Source organism: Pseudalkalibacillus sp. Hm43 (genome assembly GCF_051842935.1).
GTDB lineage: Bacteria > Bacillota > Bacilli > Bacillales > Fictibacillaceae > Pseudalkalibacillus.
The window spans coordinates 1,072,562-1,092,799 of sequence record NZ_JBPXRR010000001.1; the positions used below are offsets into that span (position 1 = coordinate 1,072,562).

General features: G+C 43.6%; 16 protein-coding genes. All 16 read left to right on the top strand.

The annotated features are described in order from the left end of the window. Positions 1-7 precede the first annotated feature (7 nt). The gene (locus ACSVDE_RS05720) at positions 8-1,156 is read left to right on the top strand and encodes a 1-deoxy-D-xylulose-5-phosphate reductoisomerase (protein ID WP_439299979.1); all 1,149 of its coding nucleotides are present in this window, start codon (positions 8-10) and stop codon (positions 1,154-1,156) included. A 14-nt stretch (positions 1,157-1,170) separates the two neighbouring features. Next, on the top strand, positions 1,171-2,430 hold the full coding sequence (rseP, locus tag ACSVDE_RS05725) for an RIP metalloprotease RseP (RefSeq protein ID WP_439299980.1): 1,260 nt from the start codon (positions 1,171-1,173) through the stop codon (positions 2,428-2,430). Between the two features lie 444 nt (positions 2,431-2,874). Then, entirely contained in the window at positions 2,875-4,575 is a 1,701-nt protein-coding gene (locus tag ACSVDE_RS05730) for a proline--tRNA ligase (protein WP_439299981.1), read from the top strand. Positions 4,576-4,677: 102 nt separating this feature from the next. Beyond that, the gene (locus tag ACSVDE_RS05735) at positions 4,678-8,973 is read left to right on the top strand and encodes a PolC-type DNA polymerase III (RefSeq protein WP_439299982.1); all 4,296 of its coding nucleotides are present in this window, start codon (positions 4,678-4,680) and stop codon (positions 8,971-8,973) included. A gap of 266 nt (positions 8,974-9,239) precedes the next feature. Continuing rightward, positions 9,240-9,710 carry a ribosome maturation factor RimP gene (rimP, locus tag ACSVDE_RS05740; protein WP_439299983.1) on the top strand — a complete coding sequence of 157 codons (471 nt, stop codon included), beginning with the start codon at positions 9,240-9,242 and terminating at the stop codon, positions 9,708-9,710. A 17-nt stretch (positions 9,711-9,727) separates the two neighbouring features. After that, a complete protein-coding gene (gene nusA, locus ACSVDE_RS05745) occupies positions 9,728-10,831 on the top strand; it encodes a transcription termination factor NusA (protein WP_439299984.1) in 1,104 nt (367 codons plus the stop codon). A gap of 14 nt (positions 10,832-10,845) precedes the next feature. After that, positions 10,846-11,118 carry an RNase P modulator RnpM gene (gene rnpM, locus ACSVDE_RS05750; protein ID WP_226550680.1) on the top strand — a complete coding sequence of 91 codons (273 nt, stop codon included), beginning with the start codon at positions 10,846-10,848 and terminating at the stop codon, positions 11,116-11,118. Continuing rightward, complete coding sequence (locus ACSVDE_RS05755; protein WP_439299985.1) at positions 11,119-11,421, top strand: YlxQ family RNA-binding protein; 303 nt, start codon at positions 11,119-11,121, stop codon at positions 11,419-11,421. Between the two features lie 16 nt (positions 11,422-11,437). Beyond that, the gene (infB, locus tag ACSVDE_RS05760) at positions 11,438-13,657 is read left to right on the top strand and encodes a translation initiation factor IF-2 (protein ID WP_439299986.1); all 2,220 of its coding nucleotides are present in this window, start codon (positions 11,438-11,440) and stop codon (positions 13,655-13,657) included. Then, complete coding sequence (locus ACSVDE_RS05765) at positions 13,654-13,932, top strand: DUF503 domain-containing protein (RefSeq protein ID WP_439299987.1); 279 nt, start codon at positions 13,654-13,656, stop codon at positions 13,930-13,932. The genes infB and ACSVDE_RS05765 overlap by 4 nt, the downstream gene beginning before the upstream one ends. 111 nt (positions 13,933-14,043) lie before the next feature. After that, positions 14,044-14,394, top strand: coding sequence for a 30S ribosome-binding factor RbfA (gene rbfA, locus ACSVDE_RS05770; RefSeq protein ID WP_225065574.1), 351 nt, complete (start codon positions 14,044-14,046; stop codon positions 14,392-14,394). A gap of 79 nt (positions 14,395-14,473) precedes the next feature. Next, positions 14,474-15,394: a tRNA pseudouridine(55) synthase TruB gene (truB, locus tag ACSVDE_RS05775; protein ID WP_439299988.1), complete on the top strand. Its 921-nt coding sequence runs from the start codon at positions 14,474-14,476 to the stop codon at positions 15,392-15,394. A 17-nt stretch (positions 15,395-15,411) separates the two neighbouring features. Next, positions 15,412-16,356 (top strand): bifunctional riboflavin kinase/FAD synthetase, encoded by a 945-nt coding sequence (ribF, locus tag ACSVDE_RS05780; RefSeq protein ID WP_439299989.1) that lies wholly within the window; start codon positions 15,412-15,414, stop codon positions 16,354-16,356. Positions 16,357-16,491: 135 nt separating this feature from the next. Beyond that, positions 16,492-16,761, top strand: coding sequence for a 30S ribosomal protein S15 (gene rpsO / locus ACSVDE_RS05785; RefSeq protein WP_221564435.1), 270 nt, complete (start codon positions 16,492-16,494; stop codon positions 16,759-16,761). 187 nt (positions 16,762-16,948) lie between these two features. Further along, positions 16,949-19,054, top strand: a complete 2,106-nt coding sequence (gene pnp / locus ACSVDE_RS05790; RefSeq protein WP_439299990.1) for a polyribonucleotide nucleotidyltransferase — start codon at positions 16,949-16,951, stop codon at positions 19,052-19,054. Positions 19,055-19,167: 113 nt separating this feature from the next. Continuing rightward, entirely contained in the window at positions 19,168-20,160 is a 993-nt protein-coding gene (locus tag ACSVDE_RS05795; protein WP_439299991.1) for a polysaccharide deacetylase family protein, read from the top strand. The last annotated feature ends 78 nt before the right edge of the window (positions 20,161-20,238 follow it).

The following is a 20,238-nucleotide window of genomic DNA, read 5'->3' on the forward strand; positions in this document are numbered from 1 at the left end:
GGAAAGTATGAAATCTATCAGCATTCTAGGTGCTACTGGTTCGATCGGAACACAGGCATTCGAAGTGGTCCGGGCACATCCAGAGCATTTTCGCATTACATCTTTTTCATTCGGAACGAACATCGAGTTAGGAGCAAAGCTCGTTGAAGAATTCAAGCCGCAACGTGTCTCCGTATCTTCAAAAGATCTAGCGGATGAATTAAAAAGGACTATCCGACATTCCTGTATCGTATACTATGGGGAAGAAGGGTTGTTGGAAGTTGCAACAGATCCAGAATCCGATCTGTTGATCAATGCCGTCATGGGAAGTGTTGGACTTGCACCAACTCTAGCTGCGATTGATGAAAAGAAGACGATCGCTCTTGCAAATAAAGAGACTTTAGTTACCGCAGGGCACATCGTGATGGATCGTGCGAAACGAAACCAGGTGGAAATACTGCCTGTAGATAGTGAACATTCAGCGATCTATCAGTGCTTGAATGGAGAAAATCAATCAGAAATGTCAAAAATGATACTGACCGCTTCGGGAGGAAGTTTCCGTGACAAATCTAGACAGGATCTAGAAGGCGTTACAGTAGAAGAAGCATTGAACCATCCGAATTGGTCGATGGGATCCAAAATTACAATCGATTCAGCAACTATGATGAATAAAGGGTTAGAAGTCATCGAAGCTCATTGGTTCTTCGGTACACCATATGAGGATATCGAAGTTGTACTCCATCGTGAAAGCATCATCCATTCTATGGTAGAATTTGTAGATGGAAGCATCATCGCTCATTTAGGAACACCAGATATGAAAGTTCCGATCCAATATGCTTTGACACACCCAGACCGACTTGAAGTGCCAAGTGGAAAAAGGTTAAACTTAGTTGATATCGGAACATTGCACTTCAAGAAGATGGATCTACAACGTTTCCCTTGTCTCGCCTATGCATTTGAAGCTGGGAAAGCAGGTGGAACGATGCCTACGGTGTTGAATGCTGCGAATGAGGCTGCAGTAGGTGCTTTCTTGAAAGGACAGATTTCATTCTTAGAAATCGAATCGTTCATTGAAAAGTCTTTGAATGATTTTGAAATCATGAGAAATCCATCGCTCGAAGATATCCATGAAGTAGATGCTAGAGTACGACAATATGTACAATCACTTATCGTGTAAAGGTGGTCACTTAAATGAACACAATCATCTCCATCATCATCATTTTCGGAGCCCTTGTCTTTTTCCATGAACTCGGTCACTTACTCCTGGCGAAAAGAGCAGGAATCTTATGTCGTGAGTTCGCGATTGGTTTCGGCCCGAAAATATTTTCATCAAAGAAGGGTGAGACGTTATATACGATCCGACTTTTACCTCTAGGTGGATTCGTTCGTATGGCTGGAGAAGACCCGGAAGGAATTGAAATCAAGCCTGGCGCTCGTGTCGGGATGTTGTTCGATTCTGAAGGCAAAGTGAAACAAATCATCGCCAATCAAGTGTCCAGATATCCGGATGCGAAAGTCGTGACAGTTGAAAAAGCAGATCTTGAACGGGACCTATTGATCAGAGGTCACGTGAATGATGAACTGACGGAGACCTATCAGGTTCATCCTGAAGCGGACTATGTCCAGGATGGTATGCCGATGCAAATCGCGCCATACAATCGCCAGTTCGGTTCAAAGTCGTTGTGGGATCGGTTCCTCGCCATTTTTGCAGGACCTTTCATGAACTTCTTGCTGGCATTCGTATTATTGACAGTTTATGCGTTGACACAAGGAATTCCTGTCGACCAAGCAAAATTAGGACAACTCGATCCTAAAGGAGCAGCATATGAAGCGGGTCTCCAGGAAGGGGATAAAGTTTTATCTGTTGATGGTCAAGCAGTGAATACATGGAGAGAGCTTGTAACCGTCATCCAGCAAAATCCGAATCAAGAACTCACGTTTACGGTCCAACGTGAAGGCGAAACGCAAAATGTCACGGTCAAACCGAATGAACGGGAAGGTCAAGACGGTAAAGCAGAAGGATTCATCGGCGTATACATGCCAACAGAAGTATCTGTGTTAGGATCACTTCAATACGGGGTCGAGAAAACAGGTGATTTGACCGTTGCGATCATACAAGCGATCGGCCAGCTTGTTACCGGACAAATCGCATTCGATAATCTTTCAGGTCCTGTCGGCATCTATAATTATACGGACCAGGTTGCAGATGAAGGCGTGTTCGTCCTGTTACAATGGGCAGCATTCCTCAGTATCAACCTTGGTATCTTCAACTTATTGCCGTTACCAGCACTTGATGGCGGACGTTTGACATTCCTAGCGCTTGAGGGAATCCGCGGTAAGCCGCTCGATCCTCAAAAAGAAGGTCTCGTCCACTTCATCGGATTTGCACTCTTGATGCTGCTGATGATTGTCGTCACCTGGAATGACATTCACAAGTTCTTCATCAATTAATTTTTTCAATTAATATGTATAAACACGTAAGCCTGACCCGATGGTCACTCATCGGATCAGGCTTTTATCTTTGTATTGTAAGGGCTGTTTTTGCAAACTATGTTGCTCTTGCACATGAAGAAAGTATAAAATACTTTCTTCAGTATAAGGGCAGCAACAATCTTTCAGAAAATATCGTTGAAAAAAGAACTTTACGTTTGCCAGATTTTGCACGAAATTCACGACACTCCTGCGGGAATAGCGAGCCAGGCGAGACCCCACAGCAAACTATTCCCATCAGAACCACGCTATGAGCGAGGAGGCTCGCGGTTCGCCCGCGGAAAGGGAGTGCATTTCGAAGGAATCACACAATCATTTATAAAAGCTTTCTAATTAAACGGTTGATTTTTAGCTCTACTACCTTTTAAATTAAAAGGAGAGTAATTCGATAAAGAAGGTGTCGTAATGAGACAAAGCAAACTATATATTCCAACATTGAGAGAAGTACCGTCTGATGCTGAGGCAAAAAGCCATCAGCTGTTAGTAAGAGCAGGATACATACGTCAGAGCGTCTCGGGAGTTTATTCCTTTTTACCTCTCGGACGTAAAGTGCTACGGAAAGTCGAAACGATTGTCCGCGAAGAGATGGATCGCATCGGCTCACAAGAAGTCCTGATGCCAGCACTACAACCTTCAGAACTATGGGAAGAGTCTGGAAGATGGCATACATACGGACCTGAACTCATGCGTTTGAACGATCGACATAATCGGACATTTGCACTTGGCGCAACGCATGAAGAATTGATTACGAGTCTGCTCCGAAATGAAGTAAGATCTTACAAGGAGTTGCCTATGGTTCTCTATCAGATCCAAGGGAAGTTCCGGGATGAAAAACGTCCTAGATTCGGTTTGTTACGTGGCAGAGAGTTCATCATGAAAGATGCTTATTCCTTTGACGTCGACCAAGAAGGTCTCGACCAGAATTATGACGATATTTTCAATGCCTACAAGAGGGTATTCGAACGATGCGGTTTGAATTTCCGAGCGGTCATTGCTGATTCAGGAGCTATGGGCGGGAAAGATACGCATGAATTCATGGTACTGGCTGATATTGGTGAAGATACGATCGCCTATTCGAACGAATCCGATTTCGCAGCTAATATTGAAATGGCGCCAGTCAAGGTCGAATATTCCAAAAAGGATGATCCAGAAAAAGAACTGGGATCCGTTGAAACCATAGGCCAGAAGACAATTAGCGAAGTGGCCGACTTCATGGATGTACCTAAAGAGGATTGCATTAAATCATTGTTATGGATGGTGGATGAGAAGCCTGTCCTCGTACTTTCCAGAGGGGACCATGAGATCAACGATGTCAAAGTTAAAAATGTTCTGGATGCTGAAGTAGTCGAATTGGCAACAGAAGAACAAACGAAACAAGTCCTCGGTTGTGAGCCTGGCTACATTGGTCCGATCGATGTTTCTGATGATGTACTCATCATCGCTGATCATGCGGTCCAATCGATCGTGAATGGGGTTTGTGGAGCAAATCGCGTGAATGAGCATTACCAGAATGTGAATCCAGAACGAGATTTCAAGGTTCAGCAATATGCAGACCTTCGTTTCATACAAGAAGGTGACCCTTCACCAGACGGACAAGGTACAATCGTGTTTGCAAGAGGGATCGAGGTTGGACATGTTTTCAAACTCGGCACGAAGTACAGTGAATCGTTAGGTGCGAACATTCTTGACCAGAACGGAAAGTCTGCTCCAATCATCATGGGTTCTTATGGAATCGGTGTTTCAAGGACGATGGCAGCTGTCGTTGAGCAAATGCATGATGATAATGGCGTATTATGGCCGGCAGCTCTTTCTCCATTCGACGTCCACTTGATTTGTGTGAACCCTAAAAACGATGAACAATCGGAGTTGGGTGAAAGAATGTATGAAGAGCTAAGCTCCAAACGAATGGATCTCCTGTACGATGACCGGAAAGAACGCGCAGGGGTCAAATTTACAGATGCAGACCTGATCGGTGTGCCTGTCCAAATCATCGTAGGGAAGAAAGCATCAGAGGGCATCGTCGAAGTGAAAGATCGGAAGAGCGGAGAGAAGCTTGAAATGCCAGCCTCTGAAATAGAAGCCTATCTTGGACAAAACTATCTCTAGTTCAATAGATTTCCGGGACTGACAATCACTGTTTTACGTCAGTCCCTTACCTTTCTTACGAGCTTTAAGCCATTTTAAGAAATGAAAGGAGTACCAAGCCAGATGGAAGATATAGAAATCCGTAAGCAGCGCTTGTCATTGTTACTGGATCAAATCGGATATCCAGATGAAAAAAGAACGCTGTTTGAAGGGGGCTACTTACAAAAGCTCTCCATTCAAAAGGAACAGAAGAAATGGACGTTCCATATCGCGATTGATTCTCCTCTCCCTTATGAGGGCTACCAGCTGTTCGTGACCATGCTGAAGAAAGCCTTCCACTCCATCGCTGATGTCCATTGTCATATTCACTGTGAACAGAGAGAATTCTCGAATGATCTTTTCAATGGTTATTGGGATCTATGTGTCAATCAGATGCAAGAGCAGTCGTTTCCGACATTGGATATCTTGAGTGAGAAGAAGCCAGTTGTTGAAGGGAACAAGGTTACAGTAACGGTCTCCAATGACGCACAAGCTATGCTCTTCCAGCGTAAATTGGCTCCGACCATCGGTTCTGTCTTTTCGCAATATGGTTTTCCGACTCTGATGTTCAATACGAAAGTGGAGCAGAATGAAGAGGATTATCAGAGATTCGTAGAACAACGAGAACAAGAAGATAAGACGAAAGTAATGGCAGCCTTGATGGAAAAAGAAAAAGCCGAAAAGAAACTCGACAATGGAGTTCGGGATGAAAAATTGAAAATCGGTTATGGAATCAAGGACGATCCTGTACAAATACAATCAATCGTCGATGAAGAACGTAAGATTACATTGCAAGGTTATGTTTTTGATGCAGAGACGAGAGAACTGCGAAGCGGACGAACGCTTTTGACCTTTAAAATAACAGATTATACGGACTCTATCCTGATCAAGATGTTCTCCCGTGACAAAGAAGACATTCCGAAACTTCAAGCGTTGAAAAAAGGCATGTGGGTGAAGGTTCGAGGAGGAATTCAAAACGATACATTCGTCCGTGACCTTGTCATGATCGCAAATGATGTGGAAGAGTTGAGCCCCCGTTTACGAACGGATGATGCACCGGAAGATGAGAAGCGCGTCGAGCTGCACCTTCATACACCGATGAGCCAGATGGATGCGATTACTTCTACAGGAGCATTGGTCGAGCAAGCTGCAAAATGGGGGCATCCTGCTGTAGCGATAACGGACCACGCTGTCGTACAATCTTATCCTGAAGCGTATTCTGCAGGTAAGAAACATGGTATCAAGGTCCTTTATGGGCTGGAAGCGAACCTGGTGGATGATGGAGTGCCGATTGCATATAACGATCAGCATCGGTTATTGGAAGATGAAACGTATATCGTTTTCGATGTTGAGACCACAGGACTTTCAGCTGTTTATAACAAAATCATAGAGCTTGCTGCCGTCAAAGTCCGTGGTGGGGAAATCATCGACCGATTTGAAGCATTCGCCAACCCTCATCACCCATTGTCAGCGACTACCATCGAGTTGACGGGAATTACTGATGATATGGTCGAAAATGCTCCGGAAATCGAAGAGGTTCTAAAAGATTTTCATACGTTTATTGGTGATAGTATTCTAGTCGCCCATAATGCGAGCTTTGATATGGGCTTCTTGAATGTAGGATTCCGTAAAGCTGAAATCGGAGAAGCGAAGAATCCGGTGATCGATACGCTTGAGCTGGGCCGTTTCCTATACCCAGAATTCAAGAACCATAGATTGAATACGTTGTGTAAGAAGTTCGATATTGAATTGACCCAGCATCATAGAGCGATCTATGATGCTGAAGCGACAGGTTATTTGCTTGTAAAGATGCTGAAAGATAGCCTGGAGAAAGGAATCACCTATCATGATGAATTCAATGATCATATGGGTGAAACAGGGTTTGAACGAACAAGACCTTCTCACTGCATACTTCTGGCTAAAAATCAGGAAGGTTTGAAGAACATATACAAACTCGTAACAGAGTCTCACCTGAATTACTTTTACCGGACACCAAGAATTCCTCGATCCAAGCTAAAGAAATACCGGGAAGGCATTCTGATTGGTTCTGGTTGTGACAAGGGTGAAGTGTTTGAAGGCATGATGCAGAAATCACCTGAGGAAGTAGAAGAGATTGCGAGATTCTATGACTATTTAGAAGTCCAGCCACTCGGAAACTATGCCCATCTGATTGAAAAAGAACTTGTACAAAACGAACTGGCTCTGAAAGAGATCGTCACGAATATCGTTAAGCTAGGAGAGAAGCTTGGTAAGCCAGTCGTAGCGACGGGGAATGTCCACTACTTGAATGAAACGGACAAGATTTATCGTAAAATCCTGATTGGAAGTCAAGGGAATGCGAATCCGCTGAACAGGCAGAAACATCCTGATGTCCATTTCCGTACGACAAATGAGATGCTTGAAGAGTTTTCTTTCCTCGGTGACGATATGTCGAAGAAAATCGTCGTGGAAGCGACCCAAGGCATTGCCGAGCAAATTGAAGAAGTGAAACCGATACCGGATGATCTGTTCACTCCTAAAATCGAGGGAGCAGATGATGAGATCCGTAACATGAGTTATGACATGGCCAGAAGCATATATGGTGAAGAACTTCCACAGCTTGTAGAAGATCGGCTTGAGAAAGAACTCAAGAGTATCATCGGTCATGGTTTTGCTGTCATCTATCTCATTTCTCATAAACTCGTAAAGAAATCATTGGATGATGGATACCTGGTAGGTTCACGAGGTTCTGTCGGATCTTCCTTCGTTGCGACGATGACGGAAATTACGGAAGTGAACCCTCTCCCGCCGCATTACGTTTGTCCTACTTGCAAACACTCGGTGTTTTTCGATGACGGGTCGGTGGGTTCAGGGTTCGACCTTCCTGATAAAGAATGTGAAAAGTGTGGCGTCCAGTTCAAAAAAGACGGACACGACATTCCGTTTGAGACGTTCCTTGGGTTCAAAGGGGATAAAGTACCCGATATCGACTTGAACTTCTCTGGAGAATATCAGCCTCGTGCCCATAACTACACGAAAGAGCTGTTCGGTGAAGACTATGTATATCGTGCTGGTACGATCGGTACAGTCGCAGAAAAAACAGCCTATGGGTTTGTAAAAGGTTATGCATCCGATTACGATATCCATTATCGTTCAGCAGAAATCGATCGGCTCGTAAGTGGCTGTACTGGGGTCAAGCGAACGACCGGTCAGCACCCTGGAGGTATCATCGTCGTTCCTGATTACATGGATATATTTGATTTTTGTCCGATTCAATTCCCTGCAGATGATAAAAAGTCTGAATGGAAGACGACGCACTTCGATTTCCATTCCATTCATGACAACTTGTTGAAGCTCGATATACTTGGTCACGATGATCCGACTGTCATCAGAATGCTCCAGGATCTCAGCGGAATCGATCCGAAGACGATCCCGACTGACGACGCTGAAGTGATGAAGTTGTTCAGTGGAACGGAATCATTAGGTGTATCGGAAGAACAGATCCTTTGTAAGACAGGTACGTATGGAATACCAGAATTCGGTACAAGATTCGTCCGGCAGATGTTAGAGGATACAAAACCGAGTACGTTCTCGGAACTTGTTCAGATCTCAGGTCTGTCCCACGGTACGGATGTTTGGTTGAACAATGCTAATGAGTTGATTGCGAATGGTACTTGCGAACTGAAAGACGTAATCGGTTGTCGTGATGATATTATGATCTACTTGATCTATAAAGGTCTTGAACCATCTCTCGCGTTCAAAATCATGGAGTTCGTCCGAAAAGGGAAGGGCCTCCAGGATGAATGGATCCAAGAAATGAAGAAGCATGATGTACCTGATTGGTATATCGAGTCTTGTAAAAAGATCAAGTACATGTTCCCGAAAGCCCACGCGGCTGCATATGTACTTATGGCTGTCCGTATTGCTTACTTCAAAGTCCATCATCCTATTCTTTTCTACGCTGCGTACTTTACTGTACGTGCAGATGACTTTGACCTGGAATCCATGGTGCGAGGATCAACATCCATTCGCAACCGGATTGATGAAATCAATCAAAAAGGACTTGACGCTTCACCGAAGGAGAAATCGTTGCTGACTGTATTGGAGCTGGCTCTTGAAATGTGCGAAAGAGGATACGGCTTCAAGAAGGTAGACTTATATCGATCTTCGGCCTCAGAGTTCATTGTGGATGGCGATCAGTTGATTCCTCCATTCAATGCGATTCCAGGGTTGGGGACAAACGCAGCGATCAACATCGTGAAGGCGCGAGAAAACGGAGAATTCCTATCTAAAGAGGATCTGCAACAGAGAAGTAAAATTTCTAAAACGGTTCTTCAATACCTTGAAGATCAGGGTTGTCTTGAAGGATTGCCAGATGCCAATCAGCTGTCCCTGTTCTAGGCGGGCAGTAAGTTGCAATCAGGCTCACGTTTATGGTATATTGAATTTGGAAATACTAGTGAATAGGTCGTCGGAAGGAGTGGGTGCCAGCCCACTCTTTCATTTATGTTTGATCTTTTTTTGCACTTTCAAGAGGGAGAACTACGGCTACATATTACGGATAAGTGCATTTTGGCCAAACCGTTGTAAAGGTGAAGCCTTTCTTTGATTGGCTGAAACAGCAAAAGACGTCTTAATACGTTCCAAACGATAAAGGAGGACCATTCATGAGTCAGAAAGTGACCGAGATTACAGAAGAACTCGTCACACCGATCTTAGATTCCATGGACCTTGAACTAGTGGATATTGAATTTGTGAAAGAGGGTAAAAACTGGTTTCTAAGAGTCTACATCGACAGCGAAGAAGGTGTGGATATAGAAGAGTGCGGGAAAGTGAGTGAACAACTCAGTGAAGAACTGGATCAGGTAGACCCGATCACTCAAGCTTATTTTCTCGAAGTATCTTCACCTGGTGTTGAACGGCCATTAAAAAAAGAATCAGATTTCCAAAAGGCAATTGAAAAGAATGTTTTCATTAAGACATATGAACAGATCGATGGCCAAAAAGAGTTTGAAGGCATTCTGAAGTCCTTTGACGGGACAGAATTATCAGTGGAAGTCCGTGTGAAGACGAGGACGAAAACAATTGAGATACCGTTTGATAAAGTTGCCAATGCACGTTTGGCGGTATCATTTTAAACAAGGGGGAGAGACGGATGAGCGATTTAATGGATGCGCTAACGGTTCTTGAGAAAGAAAAAGGGATAAGCAAGGATGTAATCGTGGAAGCGATTGAAGCAGCCTTGATCTCAGCATACAAAAGGAATTTCCATCAGGCTCAAAATGTCCGCGTAGATTTCAATCAAGATACGGGCAGTGTAAAAGTTTTTGCAAGAAAAAATGTCGTCGAAGAAATTGAAGATAGCAGACTTGAGATTTCAATCGACCAGGCAAAAGAAATGAACCCGCAATACGAAGCTGGGGATGTCGTCGAATTGGAAGTCACACCGAAGGATTTCGGCCGGATTGCTGCTCAGACCGCTAAACAAGTGGTTACACAAAGAGTCCGTGAAGCTGAAAGAGGAATCATTTATTCTGAATTCATCGACCGCGAAGAAGATATCATTACAGGTGTGGTTCAAAGACAAGACCACCGTTTCATGTATATCGACCTTGGTAGAGTAGAAGCGTTGCTTCCTACTACTGAACAGATTCAAGCGGAAAACTATAAAACGAACGATCGGATCAAAGTGTTCATAACGAAAGTTGAAAAGACGACAAAAGGTCCTCAGATCATGGTATCAAGAACACACCCTGGACTTTTGAAAAGATTGTTCGAGTTGGAAGTGCCTGAAATCTATGATGGAACGGTAGAAATCAAGTCGATTTCCCGTGAAGCTGGAGACCGTTCTAAGATCTCAGTTCATGCTGAAGATCCTGAAGTAGATCCAGTCGGATCATGCGTAGGTCCACGAGGACAACGGGTACAGACGATTGTCAATGAGTTGCATGGTGAGAAGATCGATATCGTACGCTGGTCGAACGACCCGGTAGAATATGTAGCAAATGCACTAAGTCCTTCTAAAGTACTTGAAGTCCAAGTGAATGAAGAAGAGAAGATGACGAGGGTCATCGTACCGGATTACCAGCTATCACTTGCAATCGGTAAAAGAGGGCAAAATGCTAGATTAGCTGCCAAACTGACTGGATGGAAAATCGATATCAAAAGTGAGTCGGAAGCCATCGAACAAGGATTGTACGATCCGAATCAACAACCGGAGGAAGAGCCGGACTCCTACGAAGAAGAACTGGAAGATTAAAGGAGAGGGAGACGATGAAAAAGCGGAAAATACCGATGCGAAAGTGTGTCGCTTGTCAGGAAAACAAGCCGAAAAAAGAACTCATTCGTGTCGTCCGTACTCCTGAAGGAGAAGTTTCAATTGATCTCACCGGTAAAAAATCGGGCAGAGGTGCTTACATCTGCGACCAAGTCTCATGTTTTGAGTTGGCACAGAAGAAAAAGGCATTACAGAACCAATTGAATACCCCTATTTCAGATGAAGTGTACGAAGAATTGCAAAGCCAAGTCGAAGAAAAGAGGGAATAGATGAAATCAAGATGGAATTCCTTACTTGGATTGGCTAATCGTGCTGGAAAATGTGTTTCAGGGGAAGAGTTGGTCCTTAAAGAAATTCGGAGCCAACGTGCCAAGATGATCTTGCTTGCAGAGGACGCATCCGCCAATACGAAAAAGAAATTGATAGATAAGTGTTCTTACTATCAAGTTCCTTATTATACAGTACCTGACCGTACCGAGTTAGGTAACGCAATTGGGAAAGAACAACGGGTAACCGTTGCAGTGATCGATAACGGATTTGCAGAAAAAATGAAAACCTTATTCGATCAATAATTTTGGGGGTGACCAAATGAGTAAGATGCGCGTTTATGAATATGCAAAAAAACACAATGTACAAAGTAAAGATGTAATCCAAAAATTGAAGACGATGAATATAGAAGTCTCCAACCATATGTCCACGATTGAAGATTCAACCGTGAACAAATTGGATGCTGCCTTCCAACCGAAAGCAGAACAAAAGAAAGAACAAAAGGGACAAAAACCATCCAATCAGGCCAATCGACCAAACTCGAAGAAACCTGAACAACGTGGGAACAAACCAAACAATTCTGAAGCTGGCGGTGAGAGACGAAACACCAACCGTCCAAGTGGTAACAACCAAGGTAAGAGCTTCAATAAAGGGAACAACAATAACAACCGTAACAACAACAATAAAGGCGGTAATAACCGACCTCCTCGTGGTGGTAAAGGGAAGAACAACCGTCCTGCACACAACCAGCAACAACAACCGCGTAAGGAAGCACCTAAACCGAAAAGACCTGAAAAGATTACGTTCGAGGGCTCTCTTACAGTTGGAGAATTGGCGAAGAAGTTGCATCTCGAAAGCTCTGATATCATCAAGAAGTTGATGGGTCTTGGCGTGATGGCAACGATCAACCAAGAGCTTGACAAAGAGACGATTGAATTGGTTGCTGCAGATTACGATGTTGAAGTAGAAGAAGAAATCATCATTGATGAGACGAACTTCGAAGAAAACGAGATTGAAGAAGAAGAAGATAAACTTGCAATCCGACCACCTGTCGTAACCATCATGGGACACGTTGACCATGGTAAAACGACATTGCTCGATTCCATCCGTAAGACGAAGGTTGCTGCGGGTGAAGCAGGCGGTATTACACAACATATCGGTGCCTACCAGATTGAAGAAAATAATAAACCGATCACGTTCTTAGATACTCCAGGTCACGCTGCCTTTACGACGATGCGTGCCCGTGGTGCACAAGTGACGGACATCACGATTCTTGTCGTAGCAGCGGACGACGGTGTTATGCCACAAACGGTTGAAGCGATCAACCACGCCAAAGCGGCTGAAGTACCGATCATCGTTGCAGTAAACAAGATCGACAAAGAGGGTGCCAACCCGGATCGAGTCATGCAGGAGCTGACAGAACACGGTCTTATCCCTGAAGACTGGGGAGGAGACACGATTTTCGTCAAGCTATCTGCCCTAAGTGGTGAAGGTATCGATGAATTGCTCGAAATGATCCTATTGGTCGCAGAAGTGGAAGAGCATAAGTCTAATCCAGATCGATTTGCAAACGGAACAGTCATCGAAGCACAGCTTGACAAAGGTCGTGGACCTGTTGCGACCCTTCTTGTCCAAGGAGGAACGCTTGAGGTAGGAGACCCGATTGTCGTTGGTAATACATTCGGGCGTGTCCGTGCGATGGTCAATGATTTAGGACGTCGTGTTAAAGTGGCGGGACCATCTACACCTGTTGAAATTACGGGCTTGAATGAAGTACCGAACGCAGGAGACCAGTTCAGAGTCTTCAAGGATGAGAAGAAAGCTCGTTCGATCGGAGAAACACGTGCGAAGCGTCAAATCGAACAACAACGAAAAGAAAGCTCCAAATTGAATCTGGATGACCTTTTTGAACAAATTAAAGAAGGGGACATTAAAGAAATCAATGTCATCCTTAAAGCAGACGTTCAAGGATCGGTCGAAGCACTTGCTAGCTCGCTTCAGAAAATCGATGTTGAAGGTGTGAAGGTCAAAATCATCCACACCGGTGTAGGTGCGATTGCAGAATCAGATATCATCCTGGCATCTGCTTCCAATGCAATCATCATCGGATTCAACGTACGTCCAGATAGCAATGCTAAACGTACTGCTGAGGCAGAAAAGGTCGACATCCGCCTCCACCGCATCATCTATAACGTAATCGATGAAATCGAGTCTGCGATGAAGGGTATGCTCGATCCGGTCTTCCAAGAGAAGATTATCGGTCAAGTAGAAGTGCGTACAACGTTCAAGGTTTCCAAAGTCGGAACCATTGCAGGTTGTTATGTAACCGAAGGTAAAATCACTCGTGATTCCGGAGTGCGTCTCATTCGTGATGGCGTAGTCATCTTCGAAGGCGAAGTAGACACGTTGAAACGTTATAAAGATGACACAAAAGAAGTAGCGACTGGTTATGAGTGTGGTATTACACTTGAGAAGTACAATGATATCAAGGAAGGCGATATCATTGAAGCGTATGTCATGGAAGAAGTAGAACCGAAATGATCGGGAGTTTGAAGTGTGAGTGTCAAATTTTTGACGCTCACTCTTTGAAAGAAAAACGTTCCGTCGTGAAAAAAGTGATGCAACGACTTAAAAACCAGTTCAATGTAGCCGTTGCTGAAACGGATCATCACGAACTATGGCAGCGTTTTGAAATCGGCGTCGTGACCATATCAAAAGATAAGCAGATGGTCGAGAAAGAACTACAAAAAGTTCTCGAATCGTTCGATCGCTATGAGGAATTTCAAGTGACATCCTATGATATGGAATTATTATAAGAGGTTTAAACGGTACACAAAACGTGAATTTTCCTGTAAAGAGGGAATACTCAATAGAACTCTTTTAAATTCCAATTCATAAGGCTCCTTGAAATGAAATGAGGTGTAAGTATGAGCAATGTACGTGCGAATCGCGTAGCAGAGCAAATGAAGAAAGAACTCGGGGAAATCATCGGACAAAAAATCAAAGATCCAAGAGTAGGCTTCGTAACCGTTACGGCTGTTGAAGTCACTGGTGACTTACAGCAAGCAACGATCTTCATTTCCGTCTTCGGGGATGAAGAGGAAAAAGCGAATACTCTTGCAGGTCTCGCAAAAGCGACAGGTTTCATACGATCCGAAATCGGAAAGCGTATCCGTCTAAGGAAAACGCCTGAAATCCTTTTTCAATTCGACCATTCGATTGAATACGGAAACAGGATTGAAACCTTGTTAGATGAAATCAACGATAACAGAGAATAAAAATGGAAAGGGAAAGGGGCGAAACCTCTTTCCCTTTTCATGCTAATTGATAGATGGATGTACAGAGGTGGTGTATGAGATGCAAGAAGATGGAATTCTCCCATTACATAAACCGAGAGGAATGACTTCCCACGATTGTGTGGTGAAATTAAGGAAAATCCTCAAGACGAAACGGGTCGGTCATACCGGTACATTGGATCCTGCGGTTTCAGGAGTGCTGCCAATCTGTATCAATCGTGCAACGAAAGTCGCGGAATATATGAGTGCATATAACAAGACCTATGAAGCAACCGTCTCGTTAGGATCGTCCACCACAACGGAAGATCAGACTGGAGATGTCGTTGAGGAAATAGAGATGGATGAAATCGATTCGGGAAAGATCAAAAAGGTATTAGAGTCGTTTCGAGGTGAAATCGAGCAGACCCCTCCGATGTATTCGGCTGTCAAAGTGAAAGGGAAAAGGCTCTATGAATATGCACGGGTAGGTATTTCGGTCGAGCGTCCGACTCGGAAAGTGACCATCTTATCACTTGAGTGGCTCGGTGGACCTGAAAAGAACCCGGAAAGTGGGAACATCGAATTCAACATTCGTGTGACCTGCAGTAAAGGGACGTATATCAGAACATTGGCAGTGGATATCGGAAGAGCGATGGGTGTCCCGGCACATATGTCCTCGCTCATTCGCACACAATCGGGACCTTTTAAATTGGAAGATACTGTTACATTCGAAGACCTTGAAGCACTGGCAGAGGAAGAACGCTCCTTCTCTGAGATGTTAATGCCGATTGAAAAAGCGTTGACCATATTCCCGTCTGCAACGGTATCAGAAGAAGTGGAAAAGCAAATTTTGAATGGTACTGTTCTTGAGGAGACGAAAGAACTTTCCAATCCTAGAACAGCCGTTTATAATGAACGTGGAGAGTGTCTAGCGATCTATAAACCACATCCCGATCGACCGGGGTGGGTGAAACCGGAAAAGGTGCTCAAAATTCATAAATAGAACTTAGGGTGGTAAATTTGAAAACGTACAGGATTGACCACACACAATTAAAAGATCAACTTACATTCGAACCAGCAGCTATGGCAATCGGTTACTTCGACGGAATCCATATGGGGCACCGTGAAGTCATCTGCACAGCCAAAGCCATAGCAGATGAAAAAGGATTGGAATCGGCCGTGATGACTTTCGACCCTCACCCTTCCGTCGTATTAGGCAGGGAACGAACCGAAAAATCCCATATCACCCCAGTTGAAGATAAACAGAAAGTCATTGAAGAATTAGGTATCGATCGTTTATATATCGTTCATTTCAATAAGGCTTTCGCTGCATTGACACCACAGCAATTCGTGGATGAATTCATCATCGGCTTCAATGTTAAGCATGTCGTAGCAGGGTTTGATTTTTCCTTCGGTAAGAAAGGAGAAGGGACGATGGAAACCCTTCCTTTCCATTCGAGAGGTGCTTTTGAACATACGGTAGTAAATAAAGTATCCATTGATGGGCATAAAGTAAGTTCCACGCTTATCCGAACCTTGATTGAAGAAGGACAAGTCAAAGAGATACCGAAATATCTCGCTCGTAACTATCAAGTGAGAGGAACGGTCATACACGGAGACAGCAGAGGTCACACGATCGGTTTTCCAACTGCCAACATCCATTTATCCGATACGTATATGATTCCGAAAACCGGTGTTTATGCGGTGAAAATGAAGGTGAATGGAGAATGGTATGCAGGTGTTTGCAACGTCGGCTATAAGCCTACCTTCAAAGAAAAGCAACCGGACAAGCCAAGTATTGAAGTCCATTTGTTTTCGTTTGATGCATCCATATATGGTGAAGATGTCATTGTCGAATGGCGTGATCACATACGGGATGAAAAGAAATTTTCGTCAATTGATGATCTGAAAGAACAAATATCCAGGGATGTAAACGCAGCCAAACAGGTTCTGCAAAATTCATAGGATATATCGGTTGCATTCACTAGAAAAAAGTTGTATTCTAATAGTTGTACTAAATGTACAGAACCGCTTCTTGGCACAACGATTCACCGACGTTTGCTAGGGAGAAGGGGATTAATGAAAAAGGAGGTGAAAAGGATGGCTATTTCACAAGAGCGAAAGAACGACTTGATTGCAGAGTATAAGACTCATGATAACGATACTGGGTCTCCAGAAGTACAGATTGCTATCCTAACAGAGCAAATTAACGAATTGAACGATCATCTACGAACTCATAAGAAAGATCACCACTCTCGTCGTGGTCTACTAAAAATGGTTGGTAAGCGTCGTAATTTGTTAACGTACTTACGTAAAAAAGACGTAACTCGATACCGTACTCTTATCAACAAACTTGGTTTACGTCGATAGTCACTTAAAAGCGGGGTTTATACCCGCTTTTTTGTTAGCTTTAAAACGTTTTTTGGATACATAATAGGTGTGTATGCCCTAGGAGTTGTATTTCTTAAGGGAGTCGGCTTTTTGAACACCTACTTTTGGGTTATAATAGAACAGTGTAACCTTAATACAATGTAGTTTGAGAGGAGTTCTCGCAGAAATGGAGCAAAACAAGCATGTTTATTCCATTGATTGGGCTGGCCGTAAGCTGACCCTTGAAATTGGAAACTTAGCTAAGCAGGCCAACGGATCCGTCATGGTACGTTACGGCGATACAGCTGTACTATCAACGGCTACAGCGTCCAAAGAACCTAAGAACCTTAGCTTCTTCCCACTTACAGTAAATTATGAAGAACGTCTATATGCTGTCGGTAAGATACCTGGAGGATTCATCAAGCGTGAAGGTCGTCCAAGTGAAAAAGCTGTATTGGCTTCCCGTTTGATCGATCGCCCGATTCGTCCTTTATTCGCAGATGGATTCCGTAATGAAGTACAAGTCGTCAGTACGGTGATGAGTGTGGATCAGGATTGTTCTTCTGAAATGGCAGCAATGTTCGGATCATCACTTGCGTTGACGATTTCGGATATTCCATTTGAAGGTCCGATTGCAGGTGTTACCGTCGGAAGAATTGATGGGGAATTCGTCATCAACCCGACTATCGAACAAAAAGACAATAGTGACATCAACCTGATCGTCGCAGGTACGAAAAATGCAATCAATATGGTTGAAGCAGGCGCAGATGAAGTGCCGGAAGAAGTGATGCTTGAAGCAATCATGTTCGGTCACGAAGAAATCAAACGCTTGATTGCATTCCAAGAAAAGATTGCAGAAGAAATCGGTAAGCCGAAAATGGAAGTCACCCTTCATCAATTGGATGAAGAATTAACGGAAGAAGTTTCTGGACTTTTCCTTAATGATGTTAAAGAAGCAGTTAAAGTCGTTGAAAAGCATGCTCGACAAGAAGCATTGAATCAAGTGGCTGAAAAAGTAGCAACACATTATGAGGAAGATGAAGAAAAAGCTGGTGAAGCGAAGGAAATCTTACATACAATCATCAAGAAAGAGGTAAGGCGTCTTATCCTTAAAGATAAGTTACGTCCTGATGGTCGTAAGGTTGATGAAATCAGACCACTTTCTTCTGATGTAGGATTGTTGCCTAGAACGCACGGATCTGGCTTGTTCACTCGTGGACAGACTCAAGCGTTGAGCATCTGTACGCTAGGTGCTTTAGGGGACGTTCAAGTGTTGGACGGACTGGATATTGAAGAATCTAAGCGTTTCATGCATCATTATAACTTCCCTCCGTTCAGTGTCGGGGAAACTGGATTCATGCGTGGACCGGGTCGTCGTGAAATCGGCCATGGTGCTTTAGGAGAACGGGCTCTAGAAGTCGTCATCCCATCTGAAGAAGAGTTCCCTTATACGATCCGTCTTGTAAGTGAAGTTCTTGAATCAAACGGTTCTTCCTCACAGGCAAGTATTTGTGCAAGTACTCTAGCAATGATGGATGCAGGTATTCCGATTAAAGCACCAGTTGCAGGAATTGCGATGGGTCTGATCAGTGATGGAGAAGATGTAACGGTCTTAACGGATATTCAAGGTATGGAAGACCACCTTGGTGATATGGACTTTAAAGTTGCGGGAACAGCAACAGGTGTTACAGCGCTTCAAATGGATATTAAGATTTCTGGTATTAGCCAGGAAGTATTGAAAGAAGCAATGTTCCAGGCTAGAGATGGGCGAATGGCAATTTTAGATTCCATGCTCAGTACGTTAGGTGAGTCTAGAAAAGAATTGTCTGAATATGCTCCGAAAATCTTGACGATGAAAATCAAGCCGGATAAGATCCGTGATGTAATCGGTCCAAGCGGTAAGATCATCAACAAGATCATTGAAGAAACTGGTGTTAAAATCGATATTGAACAAGATGGTACAATCTTCATCGCATCAACGAATGAAGCGATGAACACGAAAGCGAAAGAAACAATTGAAGATATCGTTCGTGAAGTTGAAGTTGGAGAGATGTATCTAGGTAAAGTCAAGCGGATTGAGAAATTCGGAGCTTTCGTCGAATTGTTCAGCGGTAAAGACGGTCTCGTCCACATTTCTGAACTAGCAGAAGAACGGATCGGAAAAGTTGAAGACGTTGTGAAGCTCGGTGATGAACTTCTTGTCAAAGTGACGGAAATCGATAACCAAGGTCGAGTGAACTTATCTCGAAAAGCTGTTTTGAAAGAACAGAAAAAAGCACAGGAACAAAAGTAAGAGACGGATGTTGAATCCGCCTCTTTTTTTTTTTGCTTTCTAACCCCTTATGGGCACATGTTCTAACCTGTCCTGCTCTTTCATAATGTGACTATAGGAAGGAGTGAGCTCAGGTGAGAAAAAATGCTCCTATAGTACTCGGTGTGTTGATCATTTTATTGATTTCCTATACAAGTGTCCAAAACCCACTGACGGACCGATACTTGACTACATTGAAGGAAGATACCTTGACTGTTACTGCGAATGCAGTGAAAGAACCTTTACGGAAAGAAATTGAATCTTTTGCGGCTGAGCATAACATCCAGCCTGTAAATGCAAGGATTGATCCAGTCTGGAAAGCAATTCCCGGATATAATGGTTTTTCTGTGGATGAAGATGCTTCCTATAAAAGAATGAAGAAAAAAGGGGAATTTGATGAATCATTGATTGTATATAAACAGACGCCACCTGAAGTTTCTTTGGAAGATTTACCACCTTCCCCTATTTACAAAGGGAACCCGAATAAACCGATGGTCACATTCCTTGTCAATGTAGCGTGGGGAAATGAGTATTTGCCAGAAATCCTGGAAACGATGAAAAAGCATAAAGTACATACGACTTTCTTCCTGGATGGATCCTGGGTCAAGAAAAATCAAGATCTTGCCAAAATCATTTATGAAGAAGGTCATGAAATCGGGAATCATGCTTATTCCCATCCTGACATGAGTCGTTTGTCGAACGATAGGATCACTGAAGAAATCCGTAAAACGAATGAGATCATTGAAAGCACATTGAAAGAAACGCCAAAGTGGTTCGCCCCTCCTAGCGGAAGCTTCAGAGAGGATGTCGTACAAATTGCGAACCAGATGGATATGTACACGATTCTCTGGTCTGTAGACACGGTCGATTGGAGAAAGCCAGATCCGAATGAGATGGCAGCAAGAGTCGTATCTAAGGTCCATCCTGGAGCGATGATACTCATGCATCCGACTTCTTCTACAGCAAAGGGTCTCGAAAGGATGATTGTAGACATTCAATCGAAGGGGTATACGATCGGCACAGTTTCCCAGTTAATGAGTGAAAAACGGATCGTCAAGCCCGAACAAAAGTCTGATGTTTCCAAGTAATTGTCGAATGATAGCTTAAATGGTATAGTGGTTCTAAGTGCTAGAACCAAATTACCTACATAACTTTCCTGTACTGAC